The sequence below is a fragment of the Dehalobacter sp. CP genome (genome assembly GCF_047652685.1).
GTDB lineage: Bacteria > Bacillota > Desulfitobacteriia > Desulfitobacteriales > Syntrophobotulaceae > Dehalobacter.
Window position 1 is genome coordinate 666,861 of the sequence record NZ_CP157399.1, and the last position, 26,052, is coordinate 692,912.

At 44.6% G+C, this 26,052-nt stretch carries 26 protein-coding genes and 1 pseudogene; 24 read left to right on the top strand and 3 right to left on the bottom strand.

What is annotated here, in order from left to right; genetic code table 11:
• Positions 1 to 93: 93 nt before the first annotated feature.
• The 12 genes from AAH944_RS03365 (at position 94) to guaA (ending at position 12,118) form a co-directional block, all read left to right on the top strand.
• Positions 94 to 552: a MarR family winged helix-turn-helix transcriptional regulator gene (locus AAH944_RS03365; RefSeq protein ID WP_021315348.1), complete on the top strand. Its 459-nt coding sequence runs from the start codon at positions 94 to 96 to the stop codon at positions 550 to 552.
• A gap of 36 nt (positions 553 to 588) precedes the next feature.
• A complete protein-coding gene (locus tag AAH944_RS03370) occupies positions 589 to 1,428 on the top strand; it encodes a DegV family protein (RefSeq protein WP_415536468.1) in 840 nt (279 codons plus the stop codon).
• A 181-nt stretch (positions 1,429 to 1,609) separates the two neighbouring features.
• Complete coding sequence (locus AAH944_RS03375) at positions 1,610 to 1,906, top strand: ArsR/SmtB family transcription factor (protein WP_415536470.1); 297 nt, start codon at positions 1,610 to 1,612, stop codon at positions 1,904 to 1,906.
• Between the two features lie 77 nt (positions 1,907 to 1,983).
• The gene (locus tag AAH944_RS03380) at positions 1,984 to 4,449 is read left to right on the top strand and encodes a CoA-disulfide reductase (RefSeq protein ID WP_415536473.1); all 2,466 of its coding nucleotides are present in this window, start codon (positions 1,984 to 1,986) and stop codon (positions 4,447 to 4,449) included.
• 200 nt (positions 4,450 to 4,649) lie between these two features.
• Positions 4,650 to 5,267, top strand: coding sequence for a molybdenum cofactor guanylyltransferase (locus tag AAH944_RS03385; protein ID WP_287895898.1), 618 nt, complete (start codon positions 4,650 to 4,652; stop codon positions 5,265 to 5,267).
• Between the two features lie 18 nt (positions 5,268 to 5,285).
• Positions 5,286 to 5,621 (top strand): P-II family nitrogen regulator, encoded by a 336-nt coding sequence (locus AAH944_RS03390; RefSeq protein WP_415536476.1) that lies wholly within the window; start codon positions 5,286 to 5,288, stop codon positions 5,619 to 5,621.
• Between the two features lie 262 nt (positions 5,622 to 5,883).
• Positions 5,884 to 6,168: a co-chaperone GroES gene (gene groES, locus AAH944_RS03395; RefSeq protein WP_015043663.1), complete on the top strand. Its 285-nt coding sequence runs from the start codon at positions 5,884 to 5,886 to the stop codon at positions 6,166 to 6,168.
• 73 nt (positions 6,169 to 6,241) lie between these two features.
• On the top strand, positions 6,242 to 7,876 hold the full coding sequence (groL, locus tag AAH944_RS03400) for a chaperonin GroEL (RefSeq protein ID WP_019225298.1): 1,635 nt from the start codon (positions 6,242 to 6,244) through the stop codon (positions 7,874 to 7,876).
• Between the two features lie 846 nt (positions 7,877 to 8,722).
• Positions 8,723 to 9,037, top strand: coding sequence for a YmaF family protein (locus tag AAH944_RS03405; RefSeq protein WP_415536479.1), 315 nt, complete (start codon positions 8,723 to 8,725; stop codon positions 9,035 to 9,037).
• 128 nt (positions 9,038 to 9,165) lie between these two features.
• Positions 9,166 to 9,831: a hypothetical protein gene (locus AAH944_RS03410; RefSeq protein ID WP_415536481.1), complete on the top strand. Its 666-nt coding sequence runs from the start codon at positions 9,166 to 9,168 to the stop codon at positions 9,829 to 9,831.
• A gap of 127 nt (positions 9,832 to 9,958) precedes the next feature.
• Entirely contained in the window at positions 9,959 to 10,498 is a 540-nt protein-coding gene (hpt, locus tag AAH944_RS03415) for a hypoxanthine phosphoribosyltransferase (RefSeq protein WP_015043658.1), read from the top strand.
• Positions 10,499 to 10,585: 87 nt separating this feature from the next.
• Entirely contained in the window at positions 10,586 to 12,118 is a 1,533-nt protein-coding gene (gene guaA, locus AAH944_RS03420; RefSeq protein ID WP_415536483.1) for a glutamine-hydrolyzing GMP synthase, read from the top strand.
• Between the two features lie 453 nt (positions 12,119 to 12,571).
• Here guaA and AAH944_RS03425 read toward each other — a convergent pair whose 3' ends face one another.
• Complete coding sequence (locus AAH944_RS03425) at positions 12,572 to 14,023, bottom strand: PucR family transcriptional regulator (protein ID WP_415536485.1); 1,452 nt, start codon at positions 14,021 to 14,023, stop codon at positions 12,572 to 12,574.
• 142 nt (positions 14,024 to 14,165) lie between these two features.
• Between AAH944_RS03425 and AAH944_RS03430 the strand changes: the two are divergent.
• From AAH944_RS03430 to AAH944_RS03450, 5 genes and pseudogenes are all read left to right on the top strand, one after another.
• Positions 14,166 to 14,480 (top strand): annotated as a pseudogene (locus AAH944_RS03430) (GTP-binding protein); the annotation flags it as partial.
• Between the two features lie 14 nt (positions 14,481 to 14,494).
• Positions 14,495 to 14,629, top strand: coding sequence for a hypothetical protein (locus AAH944_RS03435; protein ID WP_415536487.1), 135 nt, complete (start codon positions 14,495 to 14,497; stop codon positions 14,627 to 14,629).
• Between the two features lie 243 nt (positions 14,630 to 14,872).
• Entirely contained in the window at positions 14,873 to 15,850 is a 978-nt protein-coding gene (locus tag AAH944_RS03440; protein ID WP_415536489.1) for a uroporphyrinogen decarboxylase family protein, read from the top strand.
• Positions 15,851 to 15,914: 64 nt separating this feature from the next.
• Positions 15,915 to 17,105 carry an MFS transporter gene (locus tag AAH944_RS03445; protein WP_415536491.1) on the top strand — a complete coding sequence of 397 codons (1,191 nt, stop codon included), beginning with the start codon at positions 15,915 to 15,917 and terminating at the stop codon, positions 17,103 to 17,105.
• 103 nt (positions 17,106 to 17,208) lie between these two features.
• A complete protein-coding gene (locus AAH944_RS03450) occupies positions 17,209 to 17,598 on the top strand; it encodes a hypothetical protein (RefSeq protein WP_415536493.1) in 390 nt (129 codons plus the stop codon).
• A 149-nt stretch (positions 17,599 to 17,747) separates the two neighbouring features.
• Here AAH944_RS03450 and AAH944_RS03455 read toward each other — a convergent pair whose 3' ends face one another.
• Entirely contained in the window at positions 17,748 to 17,936 is a 189-nt protein-coding gene (locus AAH944_RS03455; protein WP_415536495.1) for a helix-turn-helix domain-containing protein, read from the bottom strand.
• An 857-nt stretch (positions 17,937 to 18,793) separates the two neighbouring features.
• On the opposite strand from AAH944_RS03455, the gene AAH944_RS03460 reads away from it, so the two are divergent.
• The 7 genes from AAH944_RS03460 to AAH944_RS03490 all read left to right on the top strand — a co-directional run bounded on the left by AAH944_RS03460 (position 18,794) and on the right by AAH944_RS03490 (position 24,704).
• Complete coding sequence (locus AAH944_RS03460) at positions 18,794 to 19,114, top strand: hypothetical protein (RefSeq protein ID WP_415536497.1); 321 nt, start codon at positions 18,794 to 18,796, stop codon at positions 19,112 to 19,114.
• A gap of 145 nt (positions 19,115 to 19,259) precedes the next feature.
• Entirely contained in the window at positions 19,260 to 19,526 is a 267-nt protein-coding gene (locus tag AAH944_RS03465; protein WP_415536499.1) for a hypothetical protein, read from the top strand.
• 39 nt (positions 19,527 to 19,565) lie between these two features.
• Positions 19,566 to 20,327 carry a prepilin peptidase gene (locus AAH944_RS03470; protein ID WP_415536501.1) on the top strand — a complete coding sequence of 254 codons (762 nt, stop codon included), beginning with the start codon at positions 19,566 to 19,568 and terminating at the stop codon, positions 20,325 to 20,327.
• 286 nt (positions 20,328 to 20,613) lie between these two features.
• The gene (locus tag AAH944_RS03475; protein ID WP_415536503.1) at positions 20,614 to 21,141 is read left to right on the top strand and encodes an NAD(P)H-dependent oxidoreductase subunit E; all 528 of its coding nucleotides are present in this window, start codon (positions 20,614 to 20,616) and stop codon (positions 21,139 to 21,141) included.
• On the top strand, positions 21,138 to 21,530 hold the full coding sequence (locus AAH944_RS03480) for a (2Fe-2S) ferredoxin domain-containing protein (RefSeq protein WP_415536505.1): 393 nt from the start codon (positions 21,138 to 21,140) through the stop codon (positions 21,528 to 21,530). Before AAH944_RS03475 ends, AAH944_RS03480 begins: the two co-directional genes overlap by 4 nt.
• A gap of 46 nt (positions 21,531 to 21,576) precedes the next feature.
• The gene (locus AAH944_RS03485; protein WP_415536507.1) at positions 21,577 to 22,908 is read left to right on the top strand and encodes a complex I 51 kDa subunit family protein; all 1,332 of its coding nucleotides are present in this window, start codon (positions 21,577 to 21,579) and stop codon (positions 22,906 to 22,908) included.
• Between the two features lie 11 nt (positions 22,909 to 22,919).
• Complete coding sequence (locus AAH944_RS03490; RefSeq protein WP_415536509.1) at positions 22,920 to 24,704, top strand: NADH-dependent [FeFe] hydrogenase, group A6; 1,785 nt, start codon at positions 22,920 to 22,922, stop codon at positions 24,702 to 24,704.
• On the opposite strand, the gene AAH944_RS03495 is transcribed toward AAH944_RS03490, so the two are convergent.
• Entirely contained in the window at positions 24,701 to 25,975 is a 1,275-nt protein-coding gene (locus tag AAH944_RS03495) for an SLC13 family permease (protein ID WP_415536511.1), read from the bottom strand. The two genes, AAH944_RS03490 and AAH944_RS03495, sit on opposite strands and share 4 nt — an antisense overlap.
• Positions 25,976 to 26,052 lie beyond the last annotated feature (77 nt).

A 26,052-nucleotide genomic window follows, 5' to 3' on the forward strand; every position in this document is an offset into this window, starting at 1 on the left:
TATTTCGAATTGACAAAAACATTGGCCTGACATATAGTAAAACTAATTTAGTTTGAGCGTCAAACAAAGAAGTATGATGGTAAGTGGTGCTTTATGAATAATCTTTATGGGACTTTAAATGAACTCCTGGTAAAACTATTCAACGACATTCTCCAAATCGAAGAACTGTCCCTTAAGGAGAATGAATTCAGCGACCTCTCTATCACAGAAATACATGTGATTGAAGCAATTGGCCTCACTAAGCGCAACATGTCTTCTGTAGCCAGAGACTTGGACATTACGATTGGGACTCTGACCTTTTCGGCTAACAACCTTGTGCAGAAAGGCTATGTGAACCGGATCAGAAGTGATGATGACCGACGGATTGTGCTAGTTTCTCTTACCGACAAAGGTGTACAGGCTTATAAGCATCATGCCGGGTTTCATGATGAAATGATCCAAACAACCATTTCCCGACTTTCGGATGAGGAAATGGAAGTACTTGTCTCGGCTCTCGAAAATATTAACGGGTATTTTAAGGTCAAGTACAATTTGAAAAGAAGAGAAAAATAACAGAGCAAGCTGCACAGACACGGGAGGTTGGAAAGAATGTCAGTTAGGATTATTACGGACAGTACAAGTGATCTCCCCGGCTATTTGATAGAGAAATATAACATTACTGTCGTGTCGTTGAAAGTCCTGTTTGGGGAAGAGGAATATAGAGACGGCGTTGATATTACCAACGAAGAGTTTTATGCCAAAATGGCAAGGCATAAAGAACTGCCGACGACAGCCCAGGTGAATCCGGGTGAGTTTGTCGAGGAATTTACCAAACATGTAGACCAAGGCGATGAAATCATCGGTATTTTTATTTCTTCCAAGCTGAGCGGAACGTATAATTCCGCTGTAATGGCCAGGGAGATCATGAATAAGGGCAGAGTCTATGTAATCGACTCTAATAGCGCTACTTTCGGACTTGGACTATTGGTCGTTGAGGCAGCCGAGATGGCTGCTGCAGGTAAAAGTGCGGAGGATATTGTTAGAACAATTGAGATTCTGAAAGATCAGGTTCAATTCTATGGTGTTATTGACAATCTAGAGAATCTGAAAAAAGGCGGAAGACTATCAGCGACCAGTGCATTTGCCGGCAGTATCCTGGGTATTAAGCCAATTATTTCTATTAAAGACGGAGCGGTCATTGTCGTAGGAAAAGCCAGAGGAAGAAAGAAAGCCTTCTTTTGGATTCTGGAGAACCTAAAAAACAACCATGTGGATTTAAATAATAAGAGAATTTGTATTGCGCAGGCTGCAGCACCTGAGAGTCTGGAGGAATTTAAACAGATCATTCTCAAAGAATATGCGCCAAAAGAAATTATGATATTTTCGCTGGGTCCTGTGATTGGAACCCATGCTGGCGCAGGCTGCATAGGAATAAGCTGTTTCGGATAGGGAAGCAGACCCGTTTATGATGATTCGCCCCGCATCTTCAGTAGGAGGTGTGGTTTTTTAGCATCTCAAAGATAGAATTTACGGATAGAGGAAAGAAAAGAATGAATAACGGTAGTGATAGAATTGACAGATATATTGATATATCCTAATATACAAATATAAGAATATGGAGGGGATTTGCTTGTTGACTTATAAGGATAATCCGGTTTATTTCGAAGAAAAGGCGGATATATTAAAAGTACTTTCCCACCCTGTCCGGCTTTGCATTGTCAAAGGCCTGATGGAAAATGGGGAAAGCAATGTAATGAGCATGCAGAATTGTCTGAGTATTCCGCAGTCGACAATTTCTCAGCACTTATCTGCGTTGAGAAATAAGGGAATTATAAGGGGTAGACGCGAAGGACTCGAGGTCTTTTACTCGGTTCAGAATCCATTAGTGAAAAGGTTGATCCACCTGATGTTTTTCGAACAATACTAAATATTTTGAATTTGAATTATTAAGCAATAAAACTAAAAAAATAAACAATAATATAGGGTCGAGGAGGTCGTTATCTAATGCATAAAAGAATTGTGATTGTCGGTGGGGTCGCTGGAGGAGCAACCACTGCTGCAAGATTAAGAAGACTTGATGAAGAATCGGAAATCGTTATATTCGAAAGAGGTGAACATATTTCTTTTGCGAATTGCGGACTGCCCTATTATATTGGAGGCGCGATCAAAGGACGGGATAAACTTCTTGTCCAGACCGTTAAAGGAATAACCAACAGATTCAATCTGGACATCCGGATAAAATCAGAAGTAACCGCGATTAACCGGCAGGATAAAAAGATTCAGGTAAAAAACCTCGCCACAGGTGTCGTCTATGAGGAAAGCTATGATCTACTCATTCTTTCGCCCGGAGCAAGTCCTATCGTTCCAGGGATTGAGGGCATCACCGACAACCCGAGGGTATTCTCGCTTCGAACAATTCCCGATGCCGAAGCCATTGACAGTTATATTGATCAAAACCAGGCTAAAACAGCGGTCGTTATAGGCGGCGGATTTATCGGCCTTGAAATGGCCGAAAATCTGAAAGAACGTAACCTTGATGTGTGTCTGGTTGAAGCCACTGATCAGGTGCAACCCTCACTGGATTATGAAATGGCGAGCCTTCTACACACGCATCTCCGCGAAAAAGGTGTCAGGCTGATTCTGAAGGACAGTGTCGTGAAGCTGGAAAGATCAAAGGTCTATCTTCAGAGCAGCCAGGAGATTGAAGCAGATCTAATCGTAATGGCTATCGGCGTTCGTCCGGAAAGCATGCTCGCCGTTCAGGCCGGTCTGGAGATCGGCGAAAGAGGAGCTATCCGGGTTAATGAATATCTGCAGACCAGTGATGAAAATATTTATGCAATCGGTGATGCAATTGAAGTCAAAAACTATGTTACAGGACTTCCGACAAATATACCGCTGGCGTGGCCGGCAAACAGGCAGGGTAGGCTTCTAGCCGATAATTTGTATGGCAGCCGTAAGCCTTACCGCGGGACTTTAGGAACTTCAGTTGCCAAAGTATTTGATTTAACGGCCGCTTCTACAGGTATCAATGAAAAAACAGCAGCTAAAATGGGAATACAGTATAGGGTCATTCATATTCACCCGAATTCCCATGCCGGATACTATCCGGGTTCGACAGTGCTCGATATGAAGATGGTCTTTACTGAAGACGGCAAAATACTTGGTGCGCAGGCCGTCGGGCGCAAGGGTGCAGAAAAGAGAATTGATGTGATCGCGACGGCTATCAAAGGCAATTTAACGGTTTATGACCTGCAGGATCTGGAACTGGCCTATGCACCGCCATATTCCTCCGGGAAAGACCCGGTCAATATGATTGGGTATGCTGCGGCCAATTTGCTGGATCATATGGTCAAGACTGTTCAATACCATGAAATCGACAATATTGTCGCTGCTGGAAACATTTTGGTTGACGTCAGGCAGCCTGAAGAAGTAGAACTGGGCAAGATCAACGAGTCAATCAATATCCCGCTTCCGGAGCTCAGAAAGAGACTTGGGGAGTTGCCGAAAGATAAGCCGGTTTACCTGACGTGCCAGATTGGCCTCAGGGGATATATTGCGGCTAGAATCCTTCAACAACATGGTTATGACCCGATTAACCTTGACGGAGGTTTCCGGACGTATGCCAGTGTTTACTGGGCGGTTGAAAAGAAGGATAAAGGAGCGGTAAAAGTTGATGATACCGGAAAAGCTTTTACCGAATCCCCGGAAGCCAAAATCAGAGCGAATAAAGTGATCGACTGTTGTGGTCTACAGTGTCCCGGACCGATCAAACAGGTATTTGAAAATATGAAAATCCTAGAAGAAGGCCAGGTCCTGGAAATCTTGGTTACGGATCCCGGCTTTGCGAGGGATATTGAGGCCTGGTGCAGTAAGACCGGCAATACGCTGCTTAAAACAGAATTAAACGGGGATTATCTGAAAGCCTATCTGCGCAAAGGAAGCATGAAGCCTACCGACCAGCCGCAGGTAAACGTAAACGTTGCAGTGGAGGAAAAACCCAAGGGCGCGACGCTGATTGTATTCGAGCAGAATATGGATAAGGCCCTTGCCTCATTTATCATTGCGACCGGCGCGGCATCCATGGGTAAAGAAGTGACGATGTTCTTCACATTCTGGGGGCTGAATATTCTTAAGAAATATGACGCACCTAAGGTAAGCAAGGATTCTCTGGAGAAAGCCTTTGGCATCATGATGCCCCGCGGACCAAGAAAACTGCCTATCTCCAATATGAATATGGGTGGCATGGGTGCTAGAATGATCAAGTACGTCATGAAAAAGAAAAATGTTGATAGTTTGGAAGAACTGCTGCACAATACGATGAAAATGGGTATTAAGATCGTAGCCTGCTCCATGTCGATGGATGTGATGGGAATCAAAAAGGAAGAACTGATTGATGGCGTAGAAATCGGCGGCGTTGCCACAATGCTTGCCAAGTCTGAGGAATCAAACTTGAATCTATTTTTCTAAGACATAAAATAGTTAATTTTTAAGATCTTCCAGCTTATTGAGGAAAATAATTTATGTAATTTCCACTGAAAATATGGTAGATTATTAAGTACAGACTTAGTACCTGATATACCATTATAATTATTTTAGGGTTTACAAGTATTAGAAGGTATTTCGCAGGGAATGTCTAAATAGTAACGTCTAAATATGTTTGAAGGTAGATGGGCGTGGAAAAGAAAAAGCTGGAGATCACAGGAGTGCTATTTGCCGGAGGAGAAAGCAAAAGAATGGGCCAGAACAAGGCATTCCTTGAGATAGGCGGAAAACCGCTTCTGGAAAGAAATCTGGAAGTGCTGGACAGTATCTGTAGTGAAGTCCTGATCAGCTGCAGGGAGCCTGAACAATATTCTGGATACGGTTATCAGGCGGTTGCAGACCAAATCAAAGGTAAAGGGCCGATGGGCGGGCTGTATTCCGTCCTTCCGGTGGCTAAGTATGACTATGTCTTCGTGGCTGCCTGTGATATGCCGTTCTTAAACAGTGAAGCCATTGCCTATATTTATGAACGGATTGAGGATTATAAGTTGGTTTTCCCGTATGTTCGGGACAGACTACATCCTCTGCACGCCTTTTACCACAAAAATGTGCTTAAAGTTGTCGAGAAACGGATTAAAGAGGACAAACTGCGTCTCTTTGATATTGCTGATGAATGCAGGCATAAGATCGTGAATATTTCTGAGGAGATGGAAGGCAGCATGCTGAAGGAAATGATCGAGGAAAGTTTCCTGAATGTCAATACGCCTCAGGAGTGGGAACTCATTTTACAAAAAATCCAATAATGCTTTGGGGAGGTTAGAATGAAAAAGATTGAGGCAGTAATTCGCAGCAATAAACTTGACCAAGTGGAAAAGGCGCTCAGTAATTTGGGAATCAGCGGGATTACCGTATCTCAGGTACTTGGCTGGGGAAGGCAGAAAGGGAATATCACCGAGGTTTACCGCGGAACGGAAGTATCCGTCCGGCTGCTGCCCAAAGTCAAACTCGAAATCATTGTCAATGATCCGGAAAGTGAAAGCGTTCAGGAAACCATCAGGGAGAATGCCCTAACCGGTAAATTTGGCGACGGCGTCATCTGGGTGACCGCTGTTGAGTACTTCCGCCGGATCCGTACAGGAGAAAATTTTCTTGATTAAAATCTGCTAACAGTAATGAATAAATAAGGAAAATTACGGTTATTCTATATAACGTATTTATTAAGCGTTATAGCAATTTAAAGATTGATGAAGAAAATAAGTGATAATCAATTCTAATCGTCCGTAGTTATGCGTGGATGGGGTTGCAATACTACCAGACGTTGCATATTATTATACCTAGGTATTAGCACTCATCTTGATTGAGTGCTAACAATAAAGCGGAATATAAAAATATAAAGGTTTCAAGGAGGGAAATTATTTTATGAAACTCAAACCGTTGGCTGACAGGGTAATTATTAAAGCGGTTCCGTCTGAGGAAAGAACTAAGAGCGGGATCATTATGCCCGACACCGCAAAAGAAAAGCCTCAGGAAGGCGAAGTGATTGCCGTAGGTCCTGGAAAAGTTGAAAAAGGTGAAAGAATCCCAATGGAAGTTAACGTCGGCGACCGCGTGATTTATTCTAAATATGCCGGCACTGAAGTTAAATATGACGGAAACGAATATTTAATTTTAAGAGAAGCCGATATTCAGGCAGTCATTGGCTAAGTAACAGCCTAGTATTACTTATCAGATAACATTCGAAAGTATTTTTTGATAGAATTAAAGGAGGAACATTTAGGTGGCTAAACAAATCATTTTTAACGAAGATGCCCGCCATGCCATGGAGCGTGGTGTCAATAAGCTTGCGGAAGCTGTCCGCGTTACATTGGGACCCAAAGGCCGCAATGTTGTTTTGGATAAAAAATTTGGTTCTCCGTTAATCACCAATGATGGTGTGACGATCGCCAGAGATATTGATCTGGAAGACCCGTTTGAAAATATGGGAGCACAGCTTGTTAAAGAAGTTGCTACCAAGACGAACGATGTAGCCGGTGACGGCACGACCACAGCGACCGTTCTGGCTCAGGCCATTATTCGTGAAGGTCTGAAGAACGTTGCTGCCGGCGCCAATCCGATGGAAATCAAACGCGGTATTGAAAAAGCTGTAGAAGCGATTGTTGCTGACGTTAAAGCAAATGCCAAGACTGTAGAAAGCAAAGAAGCCATAGCTCAGGTTGCTTCGATTTCCGCTTCCGATACAACGATCGGCAGTCTGATTGCCGAGGCTATGGAAAAGGTCGGCAAAGACGGTGTTATCACTGTTGAAGAAGCCAAAGGCATGACCACTGAACTGGAAGTTGTTGAAGGAATGCAGTTTGACCGCGGGTATGTTTCCGCCTATATGATCACCGATACCGATAAAATGGAAGCTATCTTAAACGATCCGTTCATTCTGATCACCGACAAGAAGATCAGTGCGATTGCAGATATCCTTCCTGTTCTGGAAAAAGTAGTTCAGGCTGGCAGACCGCTCCTGATCATCGCTGAAGATCTGGAAGGCGAAGCTATGGCTACCCTGATTGTCAATAAACTCCGCGGAACCTTTACGGCCGTAGGCGTTAAGGCTCCCGGTTTTGGAGACCGCCGCAAAGCGATGCTCGAAGACATTGCTGTTCTGACCGGCGGACAGGTCATCACTGAAGACCTCGGCCTCAAACTGGAAAATACTTCGCTGGATATGCTCGGACGCTGTCGTCAGGTCAAAATAACCAAGGAAGAAACGACCATCGTTGATGGTAACGGCGACCAACAGGCTATCAGTGCCCGTGTTGAATCCATCAAGAAAATGATTGAAGAAACAACCTCCGACTATGACAAAGAAAAACTCCAGGAACGTCTGGCTAAACTGGCCGGCGGCGTTGCTGTCATCCAGGTTGGAGCGGCTACCGAAACTGAAATGAAAGAAAAGAAACTGCGCATTGAGGACGCTCTGGCAGCTACTCGCGCCGCAGTCGAAGAAGGCATTGTTGCCGGCGGCGGCACAACTTATCTGGATGCAATTGCTGCACTTGATAACGTTGACGTATCCGGCGATCAGAAAACCGGAGTGGCTATTATCCGTAAAGCACTGGAAGAGCCTGTCAGACAGATTGCTAATAATGCTGGTCTCGAAGGTTCCGTCGTTGTGGAAAAAGTCCGCAACAGCTCTAGGGGCGTAGGCTTCAACGCGATGACTGAAGTTTATGAGGATATGATTGCAGCCGGTATCGTTGACCCGGCGAAAGTAACCCGTTCGGCTCTGCAGCACGCAGCTTCGATCTCCGCTATGCTCTTAACCACAGAGTGCCTCGTCTGCGACCTGCCTGAGAAAGAAAATCCGGCAGCTGCCATGGGCGGCATGGGTGGTATGGGCGGCATGGGTGGCATGATGTAAGAAAACGCCAAGATGCTTTGGAATATCAAGGCGTTAGGGATACGAATATAACTTGTGCCAACAATTTGCTAACATTGGGAGGATAAAAATGTTCTCCTGAGATAATACGGGAGTAAAATAAATCTTTCGGTTAGAGGTTTCTCATTAGTTTGCTGAACTTTTGGGAGGCCTCTTTCTTTTTATGCCTTATCATAAATGGTTAATCAGTCTCATAAAATAAAATTGTGAACAAAAAATCTATAAGGAATTTTCCCTATAGATGGGTAAAGCAACCATATTGCTTGGTGTAAAAAGTAGTTTGATTTGTAGGCGGCTACTTTTTACACATAAGGCTAGATCTAGGCAAGTTTTTAATTAGATACATAGTTTAATTATTTGGATAATCAAAGCGATCAGGCTTACAAGAAGGGAACAGGAACCAAAAATGATCATCATTGTCTGATAGAGTTTTGTCATAGTCCAATTCCTCCTCTCAAGAAGAATTGGTTGCTTTACCTTTAGAAATTTATTATTCTAAATATATTTGTAGTAGTATATATGCTAGTTATACAAGTTTAGACTTAAAATGTTTGTCTTAAGAATTAAGTAGACTGCCCGAGATGGATGGTCTTTTTAGAGAGTTCGGTGAACGTCTTTGGGTATCTTCGTTGTTTTCGGGGACAGGTCAGGAATGGCCAAATAATCTTTCCTCGCAAAAAAACTTTGCAGAGGAACTTGGCCTACTAATTTAGTCATATAAAAAGCGGGAGGGCACCTTAAATACTTATTTGGTTAAAAATGGAAGAATAGAATATGCTCAAAAAATCTCCTCTGAAAATATTTTATCGAAAGAGGAGGTTATCTTTTATGGTGAAAACTGCGAAAAGCCCGCCAAACCATAATCATGGAAGTTCAACGCATACATCCTGCGATTACGGGCATTCTCATCAATGCTTGGATATTTCGGGAATAGCTATTCCAACCGGTGATAGTCATGTTCATCATTCAGAAAATTTTGTTTTGTATGAGCATGGACATACGCATTACTACAAAGCTGTTTCGAGCGCTTCAATTCCGCTAAAGAATGGATGGCATGCGCATAATTGGGATTTCTACACGACCGTAGACAACGGCCACCGACATCAAATTTCCGGTGTGGATATGGCGGCTCCCGGCATTTGATCCATTGATTTCGAATTTGCCAATATGCAATCGTATAATCAATAATTCAGCTTAAACAGGAATTACCAGTAATACCTTGATTTAGCCGGTCATAATATTAAGTAAGAACTCCGCCAGGAGGGCAAGGCATGAAAAAGAAAATTATTGTTGGTTCCATCATCATTTTTTTGTTCGTCATTGGAGGAATGATTACCATAATGCGTCAGCCCGATCCGCAGCAGCTGGTTATCCTGGGCCTGGAAAACCTGAACAAAGCCAATTCATTTTCTTATGCTTTAACGCAGCAGCAGACAGTGGATGGCAAAGCGCGGTTACTGACGAGGATTACCGGCTATAAGAGCGGTGAAAACATTCAGATTCAGGGTCAGCTGGCGGGAAGCAAAGTTGAAATGATTAAGGTGGGTGATGTTCTCTACAACAAGGACCCTTTCAGCAAAGCGTGGGTAAAATTCAGCGATGTATCAGTTGCCCAAAAAGTCTTTCTGGTGGAGCTTAACCCTTTGGCCAGTCTGCAGTTGAAAGAGATCGGTGAGGTGATGCTTAAAGGAGAGAAAGAACTAAACAGCAAGAAATGCTGGGTATGCACGCTAAAACCAAGTGTACAGAATCAGATGATGGAAACCCTATGGACCAGTTTTGAGTACACGCTCTATATCACCAGAAGCACCAAAACTGTAACGCAGGTTGAAGTGAGAGCGCAAAACAAAGAAACCGGAGAACCGATGACCCTGATCCTGGAATTTAAGGATATCGGAAGAAAGATTTCAATCCAGCCGCCTGAAACGGCAGAGTAAATGTTTGGCTTCATAAAAGAAGGTACTGCAAAAACGCTGTTCGTATGCAGTTTTTGCAGTACCTTCTTTTTTATCCTATTCAACTTGTGATATAATTCAGTGGTAATAGCTTAATGGAGTGGTAGAAATGGAAAGAAAGATTGCGAAGGTGCTGATAACCGAGGAACAGCTAAAAAAAAGGGTGGCCGAACTGGGTGAACAGATTACCAACGAATATTTTGGCAAGGATCTTCTGACCATTGGTATTTTTAAAGGGGCTGTGCCTTTTTTTGCAGATTTGATCCGACAAATCAGAATTCCGTTGAGATATGATTTTATGGCCGTTTCAAGCTATGGGAGCTCCAACCGTTCTTCAGGAGCCGTCAGACTGCTGAAGGATCTGGAAACCAGTGTCGAAGACAAACACGTCCTGATTGTTGAGGATATTGTTGATACAGGGCTTACGCTGAAATACTTGAAGGAAAACCTTCTCAGGAGACAACCCTTAAGCCTCAAGATTGTCACGCTTCTGGACAAGCCGGAGCGGAGACAGGTCGATATTCAGCCTGATTACAATGGCTTTGTGATACCAAATGAGTTTGCAGTCGGCTATGGGCTTGATTATGACGAAATGTACAGGAACCTAACGTATATTGGCGTTTTGAAGCCCGAGGTTTATGAGAAATAAAATCAAAAGAGATTGCTCCATTTTACTGCCAGTTAAGAAAAATCATATCATAATTCTCAGTACTGAAATGTTGAAAGGATGATGCAAATGGAACATGAACTGGTGTTGGTTCTTGACTTTGGTGGACAGTATAATCAGCTGATTGCGCGCCGGGTCAGAGAAGCAAAAGTATATTCAGAGATGATTTCATATAAGACCCCTATAGAAAAGATTAAAGCCATGGCCCCGAAAGGAATTATTTTCTCGGGAGGTCCTGCCAGTGTTAATCAGGAGGGCGCGCCTTTCATTGATCCTGCAATCTATGAACTGGGGATACCGATCCTCGGAATCTGTTATGGCATGCAGCTGATGACCGTACAGCTTGGCGGACGTGTGGAGAGACCACAGGCCCATGAATATGGGAAAACAGAAATCACGATTGAATATAATGAAGGGGTCTGGCACGGACTCAAAGGTGCTCGTCAGTGTTGGATGAGTCATGGGGACTCAGTTCTGGAACTGCCTGCCGGTTTCATCCGGGCTGCCTTTACTCCCAATACGCCGGTTGCGGGAATCTACTGTCCGGAAAAGAACTTTTACGGCGTTCAATTTCATCCGGAAGTCAAACATACCCCGGAAGGACAGGCAATGCTTGAAAACTTCCTGTACAGGGTATGCGGCTGCCAAGGCAACTGGACCATGGAATCCTTTATTGAATCCCAGGTACAGGAGATCAGGAAGAGAGTCGGAGATAAAAAGGTCTTATGCGCGTTAAGCGGCGGGGTCGATTCTTCTGTCGCCGCAGTACTTGTTCATAGAGCGATCGGGGATCAGCTAACCTGTATTTATGTCGATCATGGATTTATGCGCAAGAATGAATCGGAGCAGGTCAAGGATACGTTTATTGGAAAGTTTCACCTGAATCTGGATTTCGTCGATGCTTCGGAACGTTTTATGGCTAAGGTGAAAGGAATTTCCGAACCGGAAGAAAAACGCAAACGGATTGGCAATGAATTTATCAGGCTGTTCGAAGATGAAGCCCGTAAGTTAGGCCAGATTGATTTTCTGGTACAGGGTACGCTTTATCCGGATATTGTAGAAAGCGGCACCGAAACAGCTGAAACCATTAAAACGCACCACAATGTTGGCGGGCTGCCTGAAGATATGCAGTTTGAACTGATTGAACCTTTACGGATGCTTTTCAAGGATGAAGTCCGGGAAGTCGGACTGGAACTTGGCTTGCCGGAAGAGATTGTCTGGCGCCAGCCATTCCCAGGCCCGGGGCTTGCAATCCGTATCATCGGCGAAATCACGCCGGAAAAGCTGGATTATTTAAGAGAAGCGGATGCAATTGTCAGGGAAGAGATTATTAAAGCCGGACTCCACATGGAGGTATGGCAATACTTTGCGGTGTTGCCCTCTATCCGTAGTGTCGGCGTGATGGGAGATGGACGCACGTACGGTTATCCCATCGTCTTAAGGGCGGTCACGAGTGACGATGCGATGACGGCCGACTGGGCAAAGCTGCCGTACGAACTGCTCGAAGTCATCTCGAACAGGATCGTCAATGAAGTCCACGGTGTGAACCGCGTGGTTTATGACATTACCTCTAAACCCCCCGGAACGATTGAGTGGGAATAATGGCGCGAAGTCCAGGAAGCCTTGAGAATACTGATTATTTTAAAGGGCGAAATCAGTGTTGATGCTGATTTGATACTAACTTCGTAACCACCTACAAATTACAGAAGGATAAAACGTCCTCTGGAAACGACGAATTTCCAGAGGACGTTTTTATGTTTTTCTCCAATTTTTCTTGGGCTGGAATTTGCAGCAATCATCAGTGGTGTCAGGCCAGTTGAGTTTCCACTCGGCATATTCTTCTTGGGTGATTTTGCCGTCTGATAATTCCTGTTTTCGGAGATTCCATCACAATTGTGTTTAATATGCAAATAAGCGAGGACGGTCACTCTGACTGTCCTCGCTTATTTGCAAAAGTCAGAAGATTACAGATGCAACGCAACGAAGAAACCTTCCCAGTTGCGAACACGAGATTGCGGGCCTGTGCGCAGTCCCCGACCGTAGCAAAATCATCCGTTAGTATCCAAGCAAGCGAAAGGAGAATAGAATATGCTCCCGTTCCTCTGGGTCATCCAGATTAAAACGGTACAATTCATTGATTTTTTCAAGGCGGTATACAGCAGTGTTGCGGTGGATAAACAGCTGCTGAGCCGTCAATAAATAACTGCGCTCAGACTGCAGGTAGTTGCGCAGCGTCAGGCTATACGACGTCCCATATTTGTCGTCGTAATCCTTTAGGTACCGGACCCCAGGATGGACGCAATGGCGGCAGAAATCCCTGTCCGGTTCGAAAACGAGCACATCGATCGCGCAGTCGCGAAAGTGTGTCAAGCTTTTGTTTTGTTCAATTCCTCGTTTTACCGCGATTGATGCCTGCCTGTGGTAAATCGCCACCTCTCCAAGGTTGACAAATTGGGGGCTCACACCTACAAATAACGGGATCGCACCAGGAATTGTCGATAACAGCTGGTCCTCTGCAAATGCGTCCGCCTGATGACAGAAAACGAGCTGTTCCTGAAAAATAAGACCGATCGTCTTTTTAAAGCACTCGCTCAGGCCACTGAGATACGTCATAAGGTTGCCGTTCGTTGGCGCTCCGTTTATTTTGCAAATGGTCACCTGATAAGAGACATCCTCATCCCAATCCATCAGTGCAATGAGCTTTTTTTGGTTGTATTCCGCCAGGCTCCCTGAGGACAAGGCTTCGAATATGATCGACTGTGCGAAATTAATGAAAGTGCTGCCAGTCGTGTTCTGAGCGATCGAGGCAAGCGCAGCTTCGATCGTTTTGGCCAGGCATAGCTCACGCGGCGTGATCGGGTGATTCATGCATAACACGCATTGCCCAATCAGGTTGTCGTCTTTATCGCAGTAGCTGACCATGATTCCGTAGGAGTAAGGCGCAGCCACGGGTTCCTCATATACGAGTCGATTATGCCGAACGGGAATCAGCTTTATGGAATTGCTGGAATTCATCATGTGTATGGATTTTAGGGAGGACTTGTTCAATTGGATATACTCGTCCCAAAACTGGTTGATTTCACCGGGTTTATAGTTTTTGGAATATGCAATGAGATTCAGCTTCAGGTCTACAATTAAGATCGGGCCAATCAGGTTGTTGCAGGCGTCCACTATGCGCTGCTCGGGATGCTCCAGCTGCGCGCTCTCAAAAACCATACTTTCCCAATTGTTATAAAACTCAAAGCAATCGATGATCTTGCTGGATATCTCGTCCATATCCAAGGACCGTAAACTGATGACGTCGTTGCCATGTGTCAGCAAAACTTCTTCGGACGTATTCCCGCTCAAAAAATCCTTTGCCCTGCCGATATAGATATGCCGACGGCCCTTCGGGGCAAAACTGGACAAAAACTGCATTCCCTCGATTTCATCAGCGCCGCCAGTCACGGTCAGAATGGGGTCATATTCCTTCAGCCATTGTGCGAGCATCCAAATATTCAGTTTCATACAGCCTCCCGATATTCACTGTACGCGCGATACAGTTTCTTAAATGAAAGACACCTCAACAATTGTCGTTTCGATATATAGCATATAAGCCAACACCGGGTTATTATTAAATTATACTGAATATCCGCATTTTTCACAAGTTGGCATTGATGATCAATTATTGAGGTCGACCGGATATAAAGTAAAAGACATTTTTTCGGGCTGTGTCTGCTGTTCATTGGCAAATGATCTCATTTCGGGGATTCGGGAAATACAAAATGAACTTGATCCTGAATGGCTTATCATTGAAACAACTGGTGTCGCTTTTCCGAGTAATGTCTCGGAGGCCCTACCTACACACCTTAGAGTTAATGCTCAGATTACTGTAATCATTGATGCAGGCCGCTGGCAGCGGCTGCGCATTCCGTTGGAGAATCTGATTATTGGTCAGCTGAGCGCGCATATACAGTACTTATAAACAAAACGGATCTTGTGAGTCCGGAAGAAGCGGAAGCGGTGGAGAAAGACGCGCGTGAAATCAATGGAAATGCGATTTATTATTGCGTAAGTGGTATAGAGGAAATTGGTGCTAATATTTTACAGGTAATGCTGGATGGCGAATCATAACGTCATGCAGCAAACATATTAGACTTGCAGGAAAAAAATTGCCTGAAAAATCAAAGGAGGAATGACATATTTCGAAAATCAGCGATATCGCTCTAGCCGTCGAATTTGGGAAACAGAGAATTGTCGATGCCGTTAACGCACTCACTGTCTCCGTTAACGCTTCACCTATTATCCGTGTGATTTAGACGAAAAGGTACTCGAAACTCTGATCGACAATAGAATTAATATGACGGAGGGAAAATTATGATGACCCCAAAACAGAATGCGCTGGAATCTATCTACGGCGGAAAGCCGGAATATGTGCCGCTTTCTCACGAAGATGTTCAATTAGCCGGTATGGCTTCTCTTGATCAGGAAGCGCCGTTAATGAGAAATGGTACTGATATTTTTGGCGTTCCTTGGGTAGCAACGAAAGAAGGCAGTATACCAAAGCCAGGATTTATGTTGTTTGACGACGTTAGAGAATGGGAAAAACACGTAAAAATCCCTGATGTCGCCTCTATGGACTTTAAGGCTATGGCTGAAGCGGAAAAAAATAGGAGGCCGCCGAGTGGCGGGGAAGAGAAACTCGTTGAAATTATGGATGGCTTAGGACCATTTCAGCGGCTGGTGTCTTTTATGACCTTTGAAGAAGCACTTTGCGCTCTTGTGATGGAACCGCAGGCGTGCATGGACTTTTTTGAAGCCGTTACCGAATATAAGATCGCCTATATTAACAAATTAATCGATGCTTACAACCCGGATATTTATTGTCTTGGAGATGACAATGCTACAGCGCGCGGATTGTTCATGTCCCCGGAGACATTTAGAAAGCTTATAAAACCTTATTGGGCAAGAATGGCGGAGGCTGTGACGAAGCGAGGCGTGCTTTTCAATATTCATGACTGCGGGAAATGCGAAGAGATTATTCCGGATATGGTCGAAATAGGTGTGAGAGTCTGGCAGTCTGCGCAGCCAATGAATGATCTGGCCGGGATTCTTGATAAATACCGGGGACAGCTTGCAATTGAAGGCGGTTGGGATTCGTCGGGACCCCCGTCCTATATTGGCGCAGACGAAGAGATGATCCGCGCTGAGGTTAGGCGTTGCTTGACTGAGTACAAAAAACCAGGATTTTTCTTATGGCCTTCAATTATTAACGAACGTGGCAACAGCGTCTTCGTTGGGGATGATCGATTGGGCGCATTGAGGGATGAGTGGCTTAAATACCGTATGTTCTAAAGATTGCTGACAGCTAACAAGAATTACATTGAAATATATGTAACAATAAAATGGAGGGAAAATTATGCTATCAGAAAAAGAAAAGAAAAGTCCGTTTATCGTCGCATTTGCAATTATGTCGGTATATGTCATTACCATGTCGGCCGGTAATGTTTCGGCAGCACTGGCCAGTATCTCGGCGGCGTTTCCCAACGTGCCCATGTCGACAATAGCCTTAATATCAACGTTGCCGTCTTTGCTGATGATTCCGGCATCATTGATCGCTGGTGCGTTGGCAGGGAATAAAGTTAAATACAAAACTATAATAATCATTGGTATGTTATTTTATCTTGTAGGCGGTCTTGCGCCTGTATTTGCAAATAGTATGACCGTCATTCTGATCGAAAGGGCTATATTCGGTATAGGCTTCGGCTTCATTACACCTATGGGCAATGCGCTTGTTCTCAGTGTCTACGAGGGTAACAAAAGAGCAACCATGTTGGGAATCGGATCAATGGTCATGAATTTGGGCGCGATCGTCATGCAGTTTGCGGGCGGCGCACTGGCTGAAATCGGCTGGCAATACAGTTTCTATTCACACGCGTTGGGTATTCTTTCTTTGATCCTTGTTCTGATCTTCCTGACAGAACCGCCCAAGGTTGAACAGCCTGCGGGAGCGGAGAAACCAAAGGTCAGAATTCGCGGAGGCATTTTGCTGACAGCATTATTACTCGGCATCTATATCATTTTAATATTCCCGTCCGCCATCCTCATATCCGGATTTCTGCAAAAGAATAATTTAGGCGGTCCTGCTGTTGCCGGTATGGTGCTGTCGGTATTCACCCTGGGCGGTATGGGTGGCGGCTTTGTTTATGGTCCTTTGTTCAAAGCCATTAAGAAATATGTCGTGGCGTTAGGCTTGCTGCTCGGTGCGGTTGGTTATGCGCTGGTCATCTATTCCGGAAATATCGTTATCGTTACGATAGGCATGGGTATAGTCGGCGCTTCATTCTCTATCGTATTGCCGGCCTGTTATATGATCGCCGGCATGATTGCCAGTCCCCAGGAAGTCGCGCTCAGTACATCTGTCTTGTTGGCTGCCGTCAATATCTTTGCTTTCTTTTCAGGTTACTTTATCTCTTTTGTCGGTGCTGTTACCGGAGATATGCTTGCGATGCCGATGGTATGGTGCATGATTGGACTTGCAGTAGCGAGTATTGTATTTATCTTTGTCAATCCTTTGCCGAAACCGAAGCATGCGACAGTAAACGAATAGTTACTGACTAAAACGCGGAAACAACCTTCATAGATTTGCCAGAGGTATGCCATACCCCTGGCAAATCTAAAGCAACAGAATTGGTAAGAAAGAAGGTTTTGTTATGATCTATTTTTCAGAAAAGTATGTTGAAATATCTTGGGATGAAGTTAATCGTGCTGTTGTAGTAATATTTAAGGGTTATATGAGCAGCGAGCAGCTCAGGGAAGCATTCGAAAAAACCATAGAATGTGGCTTAAAGTACCGAGCAAAAAAATGTTTAACAGATAACAGAAATTTTACAACAATAAGACCAGACGACCAAAAATGGCTGGAAGAAGTTTACATTCCCGAAGCAGCCAGAGCCGGGTTTACTAAGATAGCACAAATTTTACCTCAAAATATTATACAGAAGCAAGTTTTAAACAAATTGGGAACATATACCAAGTCTTTAATCGATTTTCATTATTGTGCAAGCTTTGAGGAAGCTGCTGCTTGGCTAAAAAAGCAGTAATAATGGTGATCATAGAACCGGCATGAGGGTTCTATGGAGCTGATATCGTTCTTATCATGGGAATAACGCCCCGGAATCATCAATTCCGGGGCGTCATACAGTTATTACCAAGAGTTTTGTTTCTACGGATTTTTGCGGTTTAATACACTTTAGCTCATTTTACTCAATCGTTCGATCCGATAAGACATTAGAATATGAAGCCTGATATCGGGAGAATCCAAATCCAGCCCTGTTAACTCGCTGATTCTTTCAATTCTGTATAAGAGATAGTTACGGTGGATAAAAAGTTTCTCTGCTGTTTTAACATAATTTCTTTCGCATTGGAGATATGTTTCCAATGTTAGAAGCTTTATTTAAGTGGATTTGCGTTTTTTAAAGGTATTTTTGAGTTGAGGAACACAACCAGCTAACCCCTTGCAAACACAAGAGAACAAAAATCCCGCCTCTAATCTAATGGAGGTGGGATTCATTGTATTATCTGTGCAGATGATGTGGAGCAGGATACGGGAATCGAACCCGCGTGCTGAAGCTGATGGCTTCAATGATCTCTAGGAACCTCGACAACTAACGACAAACCGATAATTTCACTGCACACCTCTCATTCTACTAAGCCTAGCTCTTATTACATCAGCGTTCGGAACACCAGATTATTCACATCGCCGGCTTGCAGAAAATCTCCGTCGGCATGTGCTAGGCCCGTCTTGCCAGAATGAGAAAGGGACGTTATAATGCTATATAGTGTATACATAAGCTGTTGTCTCAGTATTTTGATGTGTGTATACCAACACTTTTACCGACTGTGAACATAGCGTTGCCATAACGATTGCTGAATCTAAAGTATGCGAGCATAGTATAAATATTGCTACTAATGATACTATTTTGATACTGAAAATTCCAGAAGCGAAAAATAATCCGGATAGAACAAAGAAAAAAGCAGCTTAAGTTAAATAGAAGTTAAACAAATATGTTTAGTAATTAGAAAAACTTGTCGAGTGGGAATAAACGGAAAGCCTATAGGTGATATCAGTAAGCCATGGTATATTAATATTGAAGCCACCAACTCTAATCGCTAACAAGGTAGGTTTTATGGGTATATCAGAAAGTATAATTATTTTCTGGTATATCTAAGTGCAACTAAGCAGCCGCCAAAGACTTGGCATCAGCCAAGTTTTCTTTATAAAAAGGGGTGAATGTCATGAGAATCACGATTTTACCCAAAAGCAAGTCCGGCAGAAAATCCTTCATTCTGGTGATTGTCAGCTGGATTTTGTTTGTCGTGGGTTCCGTACTTCCATACAAGGAAGGGTACTCCGGCTTAGAACTGATCTCGCATAATCCCCTGCAGGTTGTCATTACCGTTCTGATCTTTGCCGCGGGCATCGCAGCGGCCGTTATTGGACTGAAGGCTGTTATCAGGAACAAAGAACGGTCGATCCTGGTTTTTCTGGTGATTCTGATTGGCGTGAATTATATCCTGAGTTTTTGGGGCGTCGCTGTGAACGTGTTTTTTAGCTAAACATCTCTTTTAAAAGTTAAGTTCTATAGTTAAACAGCTAAATGATAAACAGCTTATTTATCAATGATTAAAAACGATCAAAATAATTTTTGAGCATATACAATAATAAGGTCGAAGGTATTAAGTGACAGGAAGGGACGATCATATGAAGACAAAGTTATGGCCCCAATCCCGTTCCGGCCGATGGTCGGCTGGACTGAGCATTGCTTTTATTGTATTGATCATGCTGAAAATGATGGGCGCACTGCCTTTGCCGACGTTTGCAGTAGCTGCATTGGGATTAGCAGGCTTTATTGCCGGAATTGCGGCAATTGTTGGGAGAAAGGAAAGAGCGATCCTGGTGTTTCTGCCAATACTCGTAGGATTGCTGATTATCTCCTGGACTGTGGCTGAGATTGTTTATCCGCATTAGGCCTTTAATTAATTCCAACATTAAAAAGGTGGTACTGTCTTGATCGGAAATATTATCATTTCTTTCATTGTGCTGCTGTATGGTTTGGTCATCGGCAGTTTTCTGAATGTGTGCATTTACCGGATTCCAATAGGAAAAAGCGTTGTCAGTGGCAGATCCTATTGCCCGCACTGTGATACGCTGATTCCGTGGTATCTGAACATCCCTGTTTTCAGCTACTTCTTTCTGCGGGGGCGCTGCAAAAACTGCCGGGGCCCGATCTCCCCGGTCTATCCCGCAGTCGAACTGCTGAACGGGGTCTTGTACCTGATTGTCTGGTTTACCAATGGACTGAGCCTGGAAAGTGTTTTTCTGGCAATGCTTTTGTCTGTGCTGATTGTCGTGTCGTTTATTGACTGGCAGAAAAGGGTGATTCCGAATAAGCTGGTCGTTTTTTTGTTGGGATTAAGTGTTTTGCACGGCGTTTATCAGAGCGTGTATTTTGGAGCTGTGTGGTATACTTGGGTCATTGGTTTTTTTGCGGCTTCCGTACCGCTTTTTCTTCTGAGCTTGTTTTTCCCCGATGGCCTAGGCGGAGGAGATATCAAGCTGATGGCTGCAGCAGGGCTTTTTATGGGCCCGCCGGTGCTGTTGGCGTTGTTCCTTGGTTCGTTGTATGCAGGTCTTACTGCGCTGTTACTGATCACAGTCAAAAAAAGATCGCCGAAATCAGAGATTCCTTTCGGACCGTTTCTGTCCCTCGGAATATTTACCGCAATGATCTTTGGAGAGCAGATCTTTCTATCCGCTGTGTCAGTATAATGGGAAATAGACGGAATACGGATAGTATATGAGTAATACGTTCTATAATAATGTAAGTAATTTGAGAATGACGATATGAGTAATGAAGAAAACAAGATAATGGCTGACCAGAAATGCAATGAACATGCAGAAGTTCATTGCATTATTTTATGCCCGCGCTCTTGTCTGAATAAATCTATGCTATTTTTCCAAACTATTACTGAATAGTTCTTTGCCCTGAAAATAACCACGTCTTGAAACGATCAGAAAAATCATTGCTGTTATCGGAAAGGATCGTGTACCTGCTATGACTAAGCCACAGGCAATCGATGTTATGGAACCAACCAATGAAAATCTGCCCAGAGAAAAATTCGAGGAACTGGAAGCTTTTATTAACAGTTTACCAACAACGAAAAGCGCTCTGATTGAAATCTTACATAAGGCCCAGAATATTTTCGGTTATTTACCGAGGGATGTACAACTTTTTATTGCCCGGAAATTAGGAATTTCGGGAGCGGAAGTATTCGGAGTCGTCAGCTTTTATTCCTACTTTACAACCAAGCCAAGGGGAAAACATACGATCAGTGTCTGTATGGGGACTGCTTGCTTTGTTAAAGGGGCGGATAAAATTATGGAAAGACTGAAAGAAAAGCTTGGTATTGAATCCAATGAAATTACACCTGACGGTCTTTTCGGTCTGAAAGATGTTCGTTGCATCGGCACTTGCGGCATGGCTCCCGTTATGATGATTGATGACAAAGTATTTGGCCGGGTGAGAGAAGAGGACCTGGATACCATCCTCGAATCATACCGCCGGAAGGAGATACAGGTATGAAGGTTGGTTCGTTGGAGGACTTAAGAAGAATTAAAGAAGAATACCAAAAAAATATAAATATAGGACAAGGCGGCCAAAAGCCGGAAGGACAAATCAAAATTCTTGTGGGGATGGGCACCTGCGGCATCTCATCAGGTTCAAGGGAGACCTACAATACTTTTTTGGATGAGATCACTGCCCAGAACATAACCAATGCTAAAGTTGTTCCAGTTGGTTGCATTGGCTGCTGTCACTCGGAACCAACTGTTCAGGTAAATAAACAGGGCGAACAACCGGTTCTCTATGGCAATGTAACCAAAGACAAGGTTCTGGAAATTATGGAGCAGCATATTAAACACGGCAAAGCAGTTGAAAATCTCTCATTGGAAATAAACTTTGACCGGGTGTAGAAGCGGGCGCAGATTACAAAGTACGTAAATTTGTTTGGAGGCTATGATGTCAGAAACAGCAAAAAATCCGAAACAGTACCGAATTGCCCTGCGCAATTGCGGTCTGATTAACCCGGAAAATATCTTGGATTATATTGCGGTCGGAGGCTATGAGGCCTTGGGAAGAGTGCTGACAACAATGTCCCAGGATCAGGTCATAGACGAAATAAAAAAATCCGGGCTGCGAGGCCGCGGCGGCGGAGGATTCCCCACAGGTCTCAAATGGGAAATTACAAAGAATCAAGAAAACAAGGACAAATATATTATTTGCAATGCAGACGAAGGTGACCCCGGGGCCTTCATGGACCGGAGCATCCTGGAGGGCGATCCTCATTCCGTTTTAGAGGCCATGGTGATCGGTGGCTATGCGATTGGCGCCGCCACTGGATTCATTTACATTCGGGCCGAATACCCGTTGGCAATTTCTAGGCTACAAATTGCTTTGCGGCAGGCCCGAGAATTGGGCTTCCTGGGCGAAAATATTTTCAACACGTCTTTTTCCTTTGATATCCAGTTGAAATATGGAGCCGGGGCTTTTGTCTGCGGGGAAGAAACAGCGCTCATTAACTCCTGTGAAGGAAAACGCGGTGAGCCAAATTTTAAACCGCCTTATCCTGCGGAAGAAGGATATTGGGGCTGTCCGACCTGTGTAAACAATGTGGAGACGTTTGCCAATATTTCTCCGATTATCCTCAAAGGGAGCAGTTGGTTCGCTTCCATTGGCACTGAGAAAAGTAAAGGGACCAAGGTTTTTGCGCTGGTCGGTAAAGTCAAGAATGTTGGCCTGGTCGAAGTCCCCATGGGAACAACCTTACGAGAAATTATCTTTCAAATTGGCGGAGGTATCCCCAACGGCCACAAATTCAAAGCCGTTCAAACAGGGGGACCGTCCGGAGGCGTGATCCCGGAGAAACACCTGGACATTCCTTTAGACTATGATAACCTGCTCAGTATCGGTTCCATGATGGGATCAGGGGGCATGATCATCATGGATGAAACCGATAATATGGTCAATATCGCCAAGTTTTACCTGGAGTTTACGATGGATGAATCCTGTGGCCGCTGCACCCCCTGCCGGATCGGTACCAAGCGGTTATATGAAAAGCTGAATCTAATTACCCGCCGCAAAGGAACGATGGCGGATTTAGATGCCATCAAACAGCTCGCTTACATGGTTAAAGGTAGTTCGCTCTGCGGGCTTGGTCAGACTGCGCCCAGCCCGGTCATCAGTACCATGAAATATTTTTGGGACGAATACCTGGCCCTGATCAAAGACATCGACCATCCTCGAGGGGAAGGCCATTATCAAGCAAAGAATAAAATTGGTCTGAAATCATAAGGAGGCTAACCATGACCCACGTTCAACAAACGCATCCTGCTAAAAAAATGATTGATTTTAAAATTAATCATCAATATCTACGGGTCCCTGAAGGCATCACCATTTTGGAAGCCGCCCATAAAGCAAGAGTTCGGATTCCAACTTTATGTCATCTGGATTTGCATGATATCAAAATGGTCAATCAGACGGCTTCCTGCAGGGTCTGCATGGTTGAGCTAATCGATGAGAAGACAAACCGGAATAAACTTGTCCCGGCGTGCGTAACCACCATTACGGATGGAATGGAAGTACTCACGCATACGCTTACAGCAATTACAGCCAGAAGAATGGCGGTTGAACTCCTGTTATCGAATCATCCCAATGAATGCTTTACCTGTCCCAAAAACGGAGAATGTGAGCTTCAGGCCTTAGCCGCAGAATTAGGGGTCCGGCATATCCGCTGGGAAGGTGAACGGATGAATTATCCGAAGGACGTATCCAGTGAGGCGATCGTCAAAGACGCCAACAAGTGCATTTACTGCCGGCGTTGTGAAACGATGTGCAATAAGGTCCAAACCTGCGGTATCCTGTCAGGGATCGGCCGCGGATTTGAAGCCTTCGTTGGCCCTGCCTTTAATATTCCGATGGTAGAGTCTTCTTGTACTTACTGCGGGCAATGTGTTCAGGTATGCCCTACAGCAGCGCTTACGGAAATTAATCATACCGATAAAGTATGGGAAGCTTTAAATGATCCGGATAAATATGTGATTGTCCAAACTGCTCCGGCTATCCGCGTAGCCATCGGAGAAATATTTGATATGGAACCGGGGACGATTGCAACCGGCCAGCTTGTAACCGCCTTAAAGCGTATCGGATTTAACGCAGTTTTCGATACGGATTTTGGAGCGGACTTGACAATTATGGAAGAAGCCTCAGAACTGATCTACCGTCTGCAGAACAATAAAACACTTCCGATACTCACGAGCTGCTGTCCGGCCTGGGTCAAATTTATTGAGCATCAGTTCCCTGAATTGTTGGAAGTGCCTTCCACCTGCAAGTCACCGCATATTATGTTCGGTACAATCGTTAAAACTTATTATGCCGAGAAGAATGGCATTGACCCGGACAATATTGTAGTGGTCTCCGTCATGCCCTGTATAGCCAAGAAAGCTGAGGCCAAGCGTCCGGAACTAACTAAGGATGAGCATAATAACGTCGATATTGTCGTCACGACCCGGGAACTTGGCCTAATGATCAAAGAAGCCGGTCTGGATTTTATCAATCTGCCTTCGAGTGAATATGACAAACCATTGGGTGAAACCACAGGTGCCTCAGTGATCTTCGGAACCAGCGGCGGGGTCATCGAAGCTGCGCTCCGGACAGCTTATGAGTGGCTGACCGGTGAAGAATTACAGAAAGTTGAGTTCGAGCAGCTCCGGGGAGATGGAGGCTTGCGAAAGGCCACAGTTCAAATCGGCGACAAGATGCTACGGATAGGCATTGCCAGCGGGCTCGGAAACGCCCGGACTCTGCTCGAGGAAATCAGGGACGGTAAGAATCAGTACGAAGCCATTGAAATTATGGCTTGTCCCGGAGGCTGTATTGCCGGAGGTGGGCAGCCCTACCATCACGGCAATTTTGAAATTGTCCGCAAGCGTCAGGAAGCCATCTATCAGGAAGATAAAAATAAAAAGATCAGAAAATCTCATGAGAATTCAGAAATCCAGAAAATTTATCAGGAATATCTGGGACAGCCTTTCAGTGACACTGCCCACAGATTGCTTCATACTCATTTTGAAGAGAGAGAAAGAATCTAATAGTACCGCAGCAAAATATACGCCGAGGCGATCACAATGGATAGAAGCATGAACGGAAATCCGATCAGGAAATATTTTTTGTAGCTGATCGTATAGCCGTTTTTTTCGGCAATCCCTGAGACAATGACGTTGGCCGAGGCACCGACAATGGTGCCGTTTCCGCCCAGGCAGGCGCCCAGAGCCAGAGACCACCACAGCGGCTGGAGTTGTTCCGGTGTCAGCCCACCGAGGACCCCGATTTTTTGAATCAACGGGATCATGGTGGCCACGAATGGAATATTATCGACGAAAGCTGAAAAAATAGCGGAAAGCCAGACAATCAGCATCGCCATGACGACCGGCACACCGCCGGTAAGCCCAAGGCTCCATTCAGCAATCTTGTCCAGGACGCCGACTTCGACCAATCCTCCGACTAAAACGAATAATCCAGTAAAGAAGAAGATCGTCGGCCATTCAATCGCCAGAAATACTTCTTCCGGTTCCTCGTGGCTCAGCACCATGAGCAGCATGCCTCCGGCCAGTGCAATCGTAGCGGTCTCAACATGGATGACGGCGTGCAGCATAAAACCGACAATGGTCAGAGAGAGTACGGCCAGGCTTCTTTTGAGCTGGGCCCAGTCTTTAATATAGTCGTATTCATTTTGCGACAGCAGCAGGGTGATGGATTCCTTGTCGGTCTTTAGCTTTTGGCGATAAAGAAAATAAAAGCCCAATAGGGTAACAGCCAAGATCACAATCGCCACAGGTGCCAGGTTCACCATGAAATCCATAAAAGTAAGCTCTGCCGGTCCGGCAATCATGATATTCGGCGGATCACCGATCAGGGTCGCGGTTCCCCCGATGTTGCTGGCTAGAATCTGGGTAATCAAAAAAGGTATTGGGTTTAATTTCAAGGTTTCAGCAATCACAATGGAAACCGGAACGACCAGCAAAACAGTCGTCACGTTATCCAGAAAAGCCGATAAAACGGCAGTCAGTATAGCCAAAGAGATCAGCAGTCTGATTGGATTGCCTTTGACTTTCTTGGCGACCCAAATAGCCAGAAAGCCGAAGACACCGGAACGTCTGGTCAGATCGACAATGATCATCATGCCGATAAGTAAGCCCAGCGTATTCCAGTCGATGTGTTCCACAGCAGTTTCCTGCGGGAATACACCCAAAAGAATCAGGAGACAGGCACCGAGGGCCGCGGCGACAGCCCGCGGGATTTTCTCCGTTACGATCAGTGCATACGTAGCTACAAAAATAACAAGGGTCAGAATCAAGGTCATGAATCGTACACCTCCATCATTAGTGTGGTCAATTTTTATTGGCCTAACCGGTTAGAATATACAAAATAGTTGAAATA